At 36.1% G+C, this 10626-nt stretch carries 7 protein-coding genes; 2 read left to right on the plus strand and 5 right to left on the minus strand.

Features of this window, described 5'->3' with window-relative positions; all coding sequences use genetic code 11:
• Window positions 1–25: 25 nt before the first annotated feature.
• Window positions 26–3568, minus strand: coding sequence for a methylmalonyl-CoA mutase family protein (locus B2145_RS11230; RefSeq protein WP_291102238.1), 3543 nt, complete (start codon window positions 3566–3568; stop codon window positions 26–28).
• 219 nt (window positions 3569–3787) lie between these two features.
• On the opposite strand from B2145_RS11230, the gene B2145_RS11235 reads away from it, so the two are divergent.
• Together B2145_RS11235 and purU are read left to right on the plus strand one after the other, a co-directional pair.
• Window positions 3788–4495 (plus strand): DUF4197 domain-containing protein, encoded by a 708-nt coding sequence (locus tag B2145_RS11235; protein ID WP_291102240.1) that lies wholly within the window; start codon window positions 3788–3790, stop codon window positions 4493–4495.
• A gap of 59 nt (window positions 4496–4554) precedes the next feature.
• Window positions 4555–5409 (plus strand): formyltetrahydrofolate deformylase, encoded by an 855-nt coding sequence (purU, locus tag B2145_RS11240; RefSeq protein ID WP_291102242.1) that lies wholly within the window; start codon window positions 4555–4557, stop codon window positions 5407–5409.
• 280 nt (window positions 5410–5689) lie between these two features.
• On the opposite strand, the gene B2145_RS11245 is transcribed toward purU, so the two are convergent.
• The 4 genes from B2145_RS11245 to pyrF form a co-directional block, all read right to left on the minus strand.
• Window positions 5690–7174, minus strand: coding sequence for a catalase (locus tag B2145_RS11245; RefSeq protein WP_291102244.1), 1485 nt, complete (start codon window positions 7172–7174; stop codon window positions 5690–5692).
• A 754-nt stretch (window positions 7175–7928) separates the two neighbouring features.
• A complete protein-coding gene (locus tag B2145_RS11250) occupies window positions 7929–8714 on the minus strand; it encodes an alpha/beta fold hydrolase (RefSeq protein ID WP_291102246.1) in 786 nt (261 codons plus the stop codon).
• A gap of 3 nt (window positions 8715–8717) precedes the next feature.
• The gene (locus tag B2145_RS11255; protein ID WP_291102248.1) at window positions 8718–9218 is read right to left on the minus strand and encodes a hypothetical protein; all 501 of its coding nucleotides are present in this window, start codon (window positions 9216–9218) and stop codon (window positions 8718–8720) included.
• 256 nt (window positions 9219–9474) lie between these two features.
• Entirely contained in the window at window positions 9475–10293 is an 819-nt protein-coding gene (gene pyrF, locus B2145_RS11260) for an orotidine-5'-phosphate decarboxylase (protein ID WP_291102250.1), read from the minus strand.
• Window positions 10294–10626 lie beyond the last annotated feature (333 nt).

Consider the following 10626-nt stretch of genomic DNA (forward strand, 5'->3'; position numbering starts at 1 on the left):
GCGATGCAAGAAAATGGTTCTCTGCTTACATATTTCGTCTATATTGTCCACCAACTTCAAACAAGGCACTTGTGATTTGTCCCAAAGAACAAACCTTGGTGGCTTCCATTAAATATGCGAATAAGTTTTCATTCTTAATCGCCGCTTCTTGCAAAGTATTTAAATGCTCGTTTACCTCATCCTGGTTGGATCGGTGCAAATTAGCCAACATCGTGATTTGGTATTTTTTTTCTTCCTCGGTGGCACGAATCACTTCGGCAGGAATAATTGTGGGTGAACCTTTCGAACTCAAGAAAGTGTTCACACCAATAATGGGAAATTCCCCCGTGTGTTTCAAGGTTTCATAATACAAACTTTCTTCCTGGATTTTACTCCTTTGATACATTGTTTCCATTGCGCCAAGAACTCCTCCACGCTCATTAATTCTGTCAAATTCCCGCAAAACGGCTTCTTCGACCAAGTCGGTCAATTCTTCGATAATAAACGAACCTTGAATTGGATTTTCATTTTTGGTCAAACCTAATTCCTTATTAATAATCAACTGGATGGCCATTGCTCGACGCACACTTTCTTCCGTTGGAGTTGTTATTGCTTCGTCATAGGCATTGGTATGCAAGGAATTGCAGTTGTCATAAATAGCATACAAAGCCTGCAAAGTCGTGCGAATATCATTAAAATCAATTTCCTGTGCGTGAAGTGAACGACCTGAAGTTTGAATATGGTATTTCAACATTTGTGCCCTTTCATTGGCACCATATTTATTTTTCATGGCTTTCGCCCAAATTTTTCTTGCCACGCGACCTATTACCGCATATTCCGGATCAATCCCGTTCGAGAAAAAGAACGATAAATTGGGTCCAAAATCATTAATTTTCATTCCGCGGCTCAAATAATATTCCACATAGGTGAAACCATTGGAAAGCGTGAATGCCAATTGTGAAATTGGGTTCGCTCCCGCTTCGGCAATATGGTAACCTGAAATTGAAACCGAATAGAAATTTTTCACTTTATTTGTAATAAAATATTCCTGAACGTCTCCCATCAGGCGCAAAGCAAATTCCGTAGAAAAAATACAGGTATTTTGTGCTTGGTCTTCTTTTAAAATATCCGCCTGAACCGTTCCACGAACTTTAGAAAGTGTTTTTGCTTTTATCTCGTTATAAACATCCAAAGGCAAAACTTGGTCTCCGGTCACGCCCAAAAGCATCAATCCCAAACCGTTGTTTCCTTTTGGTAAATCGCCTTGATAATGCGGACGTTCCGTTCCTTTTTTCTTGTAAATCGCATTGATTTTTTCTTCAACTGAATCTTCAAGATGATTAGCCTTGATGTAAATTTCGCATCGCTGATCAATGGCGGCATTCATAAAAAAGCCCAACATCATTGGTGCCGGACCATTAATCGTCATACTCACCGAAGTCATTGCATCGACCAAATCAAACCCTGAATACAATTTTTTGGCATCGTCCAGACAACAAATAGAAACTCCTGCATTCCCTATTTTTCCATAAATATCAGGGCGAATGTGTGGATCATTTCCGTATAAAGTTACGCTGTCAAAAGCAGTCGAAAGGCGTTTTGCAGGCAAACCGGCACTCACATAATGGAACCGTTTGTTGGTTCGTTCCGGTCCACCTTCGCCCGCAAACATGCGCGATGGATCTTCGCCTTCTCGTTTGAAAGGATACAATCCTGCGGTAAATGGAAATTCGCCCGGCACGTTTTCCTGCAAGTTCCAACGTAAAATATCGCCCCAAGCCTGATATTTTGGCAAGGCAATTTTCGGGATTTGGGAATGGGACAGCGATTCGGTGTGAGTTTCAATCTTGATCTCTTTATTTCGAACTTTGAAAGTGTAAAATGGCTCTTTGTATTTATTTGTTTTTTCAGTCCAAGTCAAAATTATTTCCCAATTATAAGGATCCAAATCCATTTTTACCTTGTCGAACTGATTCAATAATAAATTGAGAAAAATTCTATCTTCGGCAACACCCGGTTTTTCGAGTTCCAAAGCACTTGGTAAAACAGAATCATCATTAATTCCTGACTTGTTCAATTCAGGTATTTTTCCGGATACTGATTCAATCGTTTTGAAAATACCGTATAATTTTTGGGCAACTTGATCTTGGCTCAAAGCCGTTGCATCATATTTTCTGTTACTTTCTGCAATTTCCGATAAATATCGCGTTCTGTGTGGCGGAATCACGAAGATCTTTTCACCCATTTCGTGAGAGATTTCAAAAGTAGATTTCAAATTGGAATCTGTTTTCTCGTGAATTTTATCCATTATTGCCTTGTACAAGGTATTCATTCCGGGATCGTTAAACTGGGAAGCGATTGTCCCGAAAATAGGTAATTTGTCTAAATCCGTATCCCAAAGATTATGGTTGCGTTGGTATTGTTTTTTAACGTCACGCAAAGCATCGAGTGAACCGCGTTTGTCAAATTTATTTATTGCCACCAAATCAGCAAAGTCGAGCATATCTATTTTTTCCAATTGGGTTGCTGCGCCAAATTCGGGCGTCATTACATAAAGGGAAATATCGGAATGTTCCGTAATTTCTGTATCTGATTGTCCAATGCCCGAAGTTTCAAGAATAATTAGGTCATATTTTGCCGCTTTAATAACCTGAATGGCGTCGGCGACATATTTAGACAAGGCCAAATTAGATTGTCGTGTTGCCAAGGAACGCATATAAACTCTAGGATTGTTGATGGCATTCATCCGGATTCTGTCGCCAAGCAATGCGCCTCCCGTTTTTCGTTTTGACGGGTCTACAGAAATTATTCCGATGGTTTTTGTTGGAAAATCGACTAAAAAACGACGCACTAATTCATCTACCAAAGACGATTTTCCGGAACCACCAGTTCCCGTAATACCTAGAACGGGAATATCCCCTCCCAACCTCCCCGAAGGGGAGGAGTTAGCAACATTATACTTTATTTGTGGGCTAAAGACTTTATGAAAATCATCAGGATTATTTTCGGCAAGTGAAATTAATCTAGCAATTGTGTTTACATTTTTATTTTGCAAACTTTTCAAAACACCTTCCTTTCCTAATTCTATAAGACTAGATGCATCTGTATTATGATTTATAGTATTGGCAACTAACTCCCCTCCTTCGGAGGGGTTGGGGGAGGATTTTTGCACCAAATCATTTATCATTCCTTGCAGTCCCATCGCTCGGCCATCATCCGGCGAATAAATTCTTGTAATTCCGTAGGCTTGCAATTCGGCAATTTCACTTGGAAGAATTACTCCACCACCACCGCCAAAAATCTTGATATGCCCTGCCCCTTTTTCTTTTAGCAAATCATGCATATATTTGAAATACTCATTATGTCCGCCTTGATAAGAGGTCATGGCGATAGCATTGGCATCTTCTTGAATGGCGGTATTCACTACTTCCTCGACACTTCTATCATGTCCTAAATGAATGACCTCAACTCCAGTGGCCTGAATTATTCTTCGCATAATATTGATGGCTGCATCGTGACCATCAAAAAGTGATGCGGCAGTTACAATTCTCACTTTATTAATAGGGATATAAGGTTTTACTACTTCCATTTTATGAATATGATAATTTTAACACCGCAATTTACGATTATTTTTAATAATCAATTACTATCGATTTTGTTTATTGGTAAAAAAGCAACGAATTTTAGAATTAGCGTCATTCTAAAGTTTTTGTTCCCAAATAAAATTATGCTTTATTATTGAATAAGTAGTATTTTTGACCCGAGCCGTAGGACGAACAGACGAAGTAAACTTATAAAAATATTTAGAATGAAAAAAATATTATTGTTACTGTTAGTGTTTCCTCTTTCCAGTTACATCGAAATGCAACAGGTTATAAATCAATTGCCACAGACGCAAGATATAGGAGGCATAGATATTTCGGGCGGATTGAAGGAAGCATTGAACAACGGTATTTCTAGACAAGTGACCAAATTGACGGCTGTCGATGGTTTTTATAAGAATGAAGCCGTGAAAATAGTGCTGCCAGACGAATTAAAAAAAGTAGATTCAAGCTTGAGAAGAATTGGACTTAGTTCCTTGGCCGATGAAGGACTAAAAGTACTCAATCGTGCTGCCGAAGATGCGGTAAAGGAGGCTACTCCCATATTTGTTGACGCCGTAAAAAACATGACTTTTACTGATGCCAAAACCATTTTGATGGGAAATGAAAATTCGGCAACGAGTTATTTACAAAACACTACTTCGACTGCTTTATACGGAAAATTTAATCCCGTAATAAAAAATTCATTTAACAAAGTTGGAGCTGATCAGGTTTGGACAAACATCATTAATAAGTATAACAGCATCCCATTCGTGAAAAAAGTGAATCCTGACTTGACTGATTATGTAACCAATCAAGCGATGGTAGGCGTTTTTAAAATGATTGCTGTCGAAGAAAAAAATATCAGAACAAATTTGAATGCAAGAACTTCCTTCTTATTACAAAAAGTCTTTGCACTGCAAGACAAAAAGTAATTTAGGTTTTATAACAAATTTTAGTAAAACAGTATTAAATTGCTTCCAAATTAAATTTTATGCAAAAAATTACCATACTTATTCATTGTAAAGACCAAAAAGGAATTATTGCCGCGGTAACCAATTTTATTCTAAAAGTGGAAGGAAATATTATTTATATCGACCAACATGTCGATGTGGAACAAAACGTCTTTTTTATGCGTCTCGAGTGCGAATTCGCCAATTTAAATATAAGGCTTACAAGCATAAAAGAAGATTTCCAACAAACCATTGCGGATAATTTCAGGATGTCATGGGAGATTTACACCAAAGACCAAAAGCCGAAAATGGCACTGTTTGTTTCGAAATATGACCACTGTTTATTCGATATTTTGGGACGCTACAGTGCAGATGAACTGAATGTTGAAATTCCTTTAATTATTAGCAACCACCAAGATTTAAAACCTATTGCCGTACGTTTTAATATTCCTTTTTACTACATTCCTTTTACCAAGGAAAACAAAGAAGAAGGCGAAAAACAACAAATAGAATTGCTCAAAAAACACGAAATAGACTTTGTGGTTTTGGCCCGTTATATGCAAATCATCACCCCTAGTTTAATTGCGCTCTACGAAAACAAAATCATCAACATTCATCATTCGTTTTTGCCTGCTTTTCCTGGCGCCAAACCCTATCATTCGGCTTTTAAAAGAGGCGTAAAAATCATTGGGGCCACTAGCCACTATGTTACGCAACACTTGGACGAAGGACCTATTATTGAGCAAGACATCACTCGCGTTTCGCACATCAACTCCATTGACGATTTTATTATGAAAGGCAGGGATTTAGAACGAATTGTTTTGGCAAGAGCCATAAAACTCCATGCTGAACGAAAAACGATGGTTTATGACAATAAAACGGTTGTGTTTTATTAAAATCCTCACCCCCTGCCCTCTCCAAAGAAAAGGGAACTGAAACCTCAAAAATTAAGTAATCTATTAACCTGAATTCGATTATTAAGGCACTGATTAATAAAGATATAATTTATTAATTTCTATCCTGCAAGGTTTTAAAAACCTTGCAGGTGTTTTGACTAGAGTTTTCATACCTACAAGGTCAAAAAAGACCTTGCAGGATTTTCACAAAAAAATCTAATTCCCTCGTTAACAATCGTATAAATTATAGTGCATTAATCGAATTCAGGTTATTCAAAAATTATTGCTGTTCCATTTCTACTTCTACTCCCAATCCACCGGCAATTCCGGCACCTAAACGACCGTCAACTCTATACCAATGTGACAATTGGCGATTTACGATTTCATCTTTTTTTGGCCCATGAATATCTGACATCGATTTAACTATATTGTGAATCGTATTGTTTCGTTCCTCTGGCGTCATAATTTGAAATAATTTTCCAGGTTGGGAATAATGGTCATTTTCGCCTTCGCAATTTCTGTCATACCAATCGGCAAAATGAATATTGATAGGCAATGGCGGTTCTTTATAAGACTGGTCAACTTCGATTTCATCAAAACTATTGGGAAAATAATTTGGGTTTTGACCGCCATTCCCATCGACCCGCATTTGTCCATCTCTTTGGTAATTATTGGTGGCAAAAGGGCCTCTATTTACCGGAATTTGCTCGTAATTGGTACCCAAACGATACCGCTGGGCATCGGGATAGGACAATAAACGGCCTTGCAACATTTTGTCTGGAGAATAGCCAATTCCATCCACGACATGGGCTGGGGCAAAAGCAGCTTGCTCTATATCTTGAAAATAATTTTGGGGATTTTGATTCAATTCCAAAACACCAACGTCTATCAATGGAAAATCTCCGTGAGGCCAAACCTTGGTCAAATCAAAAGGATTAAAGTAATAATCTTGGGCTCCGGCTTCGGCTTCAGTCATAACCTGGATTTTTAAATCCCATTTCGGAAAGTTTCCTCCTTCGATATTATCAAATAAATCTCTTTGAGAAAAATCCATATCGTGCGCCTTCATTTCTGCCGCTTGTTCATTGGTAAAATTCTTGATGCCTTGAGCAGTTTTAAAATGGAATTTTACATAAACCCGTTCGTTACCTTCATTTATCATCGAATAGGTATGGCTGCCGTAACCATTCATGTGGCGATAACCGTAAGGAGTGCCCCTATCTGACATTAATATTAAAACCTGATGTAAACTTTCGGGATTCAGTGACCAATAATCCCACATCATTACAGGTGATTTTAAATTGGTATGCGGATCTCGTTTTTGGGTATGTATAAAATCCCCGAACTTTTTAGGGTCTTTGATAAAGAAAACGGGGGTGTTATTGCCTACTAAATCCCAGTTCCCGTCTTCGGTATAAAATTTCATGGCAAAACCTCTTGGATCACGCTCCGTATCGGCAGAACCTTTTTCGCCGCTAACAATTGAAAATCGAAGCAAGACTTTTGTTTCTTTTCCCAATTCAGAAAAGATTTTGGCTTTGGTATATTTAGTAATATCGTGCGTCACGGTAAAAGTTCCAAAAGCTCCGGAACCCTTTGCATGTACCACTCTTTCCGGAATTCGCTCCCTATTGAAATGAGCCATTTTTTCGTGAAGAATATAATCCTGCAACAATAATGGCCCACGCGGACCCACAGATTGCGAATTTTCATTTTCCACATAAGGTCTTCCAGAGGCTGTTGTCAATTTTTTGTGTGATTTCATATATGTAAAATTTATTTGTTAGCGGTCATATATGGTATCGCCTTTTATTTATCGGTGTTTGTTTGCAACAAACTTATTTTCAATGGCGATTTCATAATTGTAGAATTTAATAGTTTTTATCAAGGGCAACGCACTTATAAATAAATAAACTGATGTTATTAATTTTTGATAGTGTTAAATCTATTATGATGCTTTTTACGAAAGGAAATAAAACGATAAGAGGTATAAAGTCCATTACTTTTAAATGCCTGAATTTCAAATCAAACCACTTATTAAAAATAAAAGAATAAAGTTAAAAAAACTTAACTTATATACAACAAAGTAATAACAAAATCTTAACAGCAATAAGCCGAAAAGTATATGATCTTTGCAGAGTAATAAACTGGTTATTTATTATTTTGGTTTTGGTTAGTAAAAAGTTTGTCGACATTTTAGGATGTCGGCATTTTTTTTTGTCAGGCCAATAAAGTTAAAGTACTTTATTGAAATGCTTTAAAAAAGGCACAAAACAATAACTACCTGGCTTACAATGTTATAAAAACAAAAAGGTTATTCCAAACTCATTCTATAAAAATCCTAAAATATATCTATTGTGAGGAAAAAACTTAACTTATTTACAACAAACTAATAACAAAATCTTAACAGCAATAAGCCGAAAAGTATATGATCTTTGTAGTGTAATAAACTGGTTATTTATTATTTTGGTTTTGGTTAGTTAATAAAATTGCCAACATGTAAAAATGTTGGCAATTTTTTATTTCATCAAACCAATAAAAGATAAAACTGCACTATTAAAAATGGCTGGTTGCTCTACATTGACCACATGTCCGCATTGTTCAATAACAAACAACTCTGAAGATTTATAATGTTTTTCGACTACTTGTCGCACCGATGGCAAGAACATATAATCTTCTTCTCCCATCACGTAAAGCGTTGGGATATTCAATTCCACTTGGCGAAACCACTTCAGCACGGGATTGATTTCAGCAGTAAGTTTGAACCATTTAATAAATTCTTTTTGGTACAATTTTTTGGCTTCATTGATAAAAAGCAATCGCGATTGTTTATGGCTTTTTTTAGGCATAATCACAAAGGCGAAGAACTTGTATAAAACCAAATATGGCAATATATATTTGAACATATTCCCCAATTTCATCAGGATTTGTGAACGAAAATTCATTTTTAGAATCGCACCACCAAGAATCATGCTTTGCACGCGTTCCGGATGCATTTCGGCCAATTGTCGAATAAGAATAGTGCCTAGCGAAATCCCGACAAAGTGCGATTTTTCGATTTTTAGATGGTCAATAACTTCCAAAACATCGTTGGCAATCGACTCGAAGGTATATTTTTGTTTAAAAGCAGTTTTTAGTGTGGGTTTTGAATTTCCGTGACCACGCAAATCCAGCAACAAAACATTATATGATTTCTGGAAATCCCGAATTTGCTTGAACCAAATAGACGAACTGCCGCCAGCGCCGTGAACAAAAGTCACCCACTGATCACTATTTTCGTTTTTGTATAGGGTGTAGTTTATCAAAGTTTATTTTTTATCCAAATAATTGGCAATTACTTTATAGTTTGTGATTAAAATATAGCCAAGGAGAATATTAATTCCACTGACAATCCAATTAAAATAATTAACAGGGATGTTTGAATATTCAGAACTTTGAACTTTACTTCTGAAAGCTTGCAAAGTATAATTTAGAAAATTGGGCAAATAATCAATAATCAGGAAACCCCCAATTAAAAAAATAGCAATTTTCACTATGCTCTCACTATTAAGATTTTCAAATTGAATTCTATCATCCTCGAAACCTTTATCTAATTTTAAAATATCAATAATAAAATCTGTTTTGAAAATTAAAAATAAAAAAAGGAGAATAATTACAAGTGTAGTTCCAATGATAAATAACAACATAGTAACATCAAATTGAAACAATACATTCGTAATATTATTTGGTATAACAGTGAAAACAGATAGCAATCCTGAATAAAGTCCGAAAAGTTTAATAATCAATCTAAAAAAATCTCGTTTTGTCATTATTTCTTTATTTAACAAATTTAATTCGCTGCAATGTAGAAAAATTTCAGCCACGAATTCACGAATAAAATTTTCATTTTATGATATTTAAAAGGTATTGCAAATAATTTAAAAAAACTAAACACATAGTAACATAGAAAAAAGAATGAGATAGACCAATTCTTGGTTTCACATAACTATGATTAACTTTAACGAAGTGAAACGCCTTATAAAATCAACAAAACCTATGTGTCTATGTGTTTAAAAAAAAGAAAGTTTAATAAACCTTCAAAATCCCTTCCATTTCCTGTTGCATTTTCAAAGCTTCTTCCCTAGCCTTTTCGGCAAAATCAGTACCTTTTGAAGCGTAAATAATCGCTCTTGAAGAATTAATCAACAATCCAACATTCGCATTCATTCCGTATTTGCAAACTTCCGAAAGACTTCCGCCTTGCGCTCCAACACCTGGAACGAGCAAGAAACTATCAGGGACAATTTTGCGAATTTCTGTGAAATATTCGGCTTTGGTGGCGCCAACAACATACATAAGGTTTTTGGAATTTTTCCAAGTTTTAGAAGTTTCCAATACTTGTTTGTATAATTCCTTTCCGTCAACTTTCAGCGTTTGAAAATCAAAAGCCCCTTCATTTGAAGTCAAAGCCAACATAATCGTGTGTTTGTTTTCGAAAGCCAAGAAAGGTTCCACGGAATCTTTTCCCATATAAGGCGCAACAGTCACGCTGTCAAAATTCAAATCTTCGAAAAAAGCCTTGGCATACATTGATGAAGTGTTTCCAATATCACCGCGTTTGGCATCGGCAATCGTGAAGATTTCAGGATGATTTTCGTTGATGTAATTGATGGTTTTTTGCAATGAAATCCAGCCTTTTATTCCATAAGCTTCATAAAAAGCGATATTGGGTTTGTAAGCCACCGCCAAATCGTGTGTCGCATCGATTATTGCTTTGTTGAACTCGAAAATCGGGTCTTCGAGTTCCAATAAATGGGGTGGAATTTTATTCAAATCAACATCTAATCCTACGCATAGAAACGATTTTTTGATTTTGATTTGGTCTATAAGTTGTTGTGTTGTCAAGACGGTTTGTTGTTTGTTGTTTATAGTTTGCTGTTGGGCAAAGTTACTTTAAAGTTTTTTAACCACAAAGACACGAAGTCCTTCGACAAACTACCATTGACGTTTTTTATTAATGTATTGAACAACAGTGTTTTGAAAAACACACCCCCAACCCCTCTCGAGAGGGGAGTTAGGAGTGGTTTTAATTCATAATGCGTATTTTATATTGCTTTTTTTGTAAAAAAAACATACCTCAGGATGACGCGCAAAGTTCACAAGGTGTTAAAAAAAATGCCAAACATTTCAGTGTGGCATCTTTTCTCTTTATTCTTTGTCCCGTCCTGAAATAGCGAT

The sequence above is a fragment of the Flavobacterium sp. UBA5153 genome, from assembly GCA_002413745.1.
In the GTDB taxonomy this organism is placed as follows: domain Bacteria; phylum Bacteroidota; class Bacteroidia; order Flavobacteriales; family Flavobacteriaceae; genus Flavobacterium.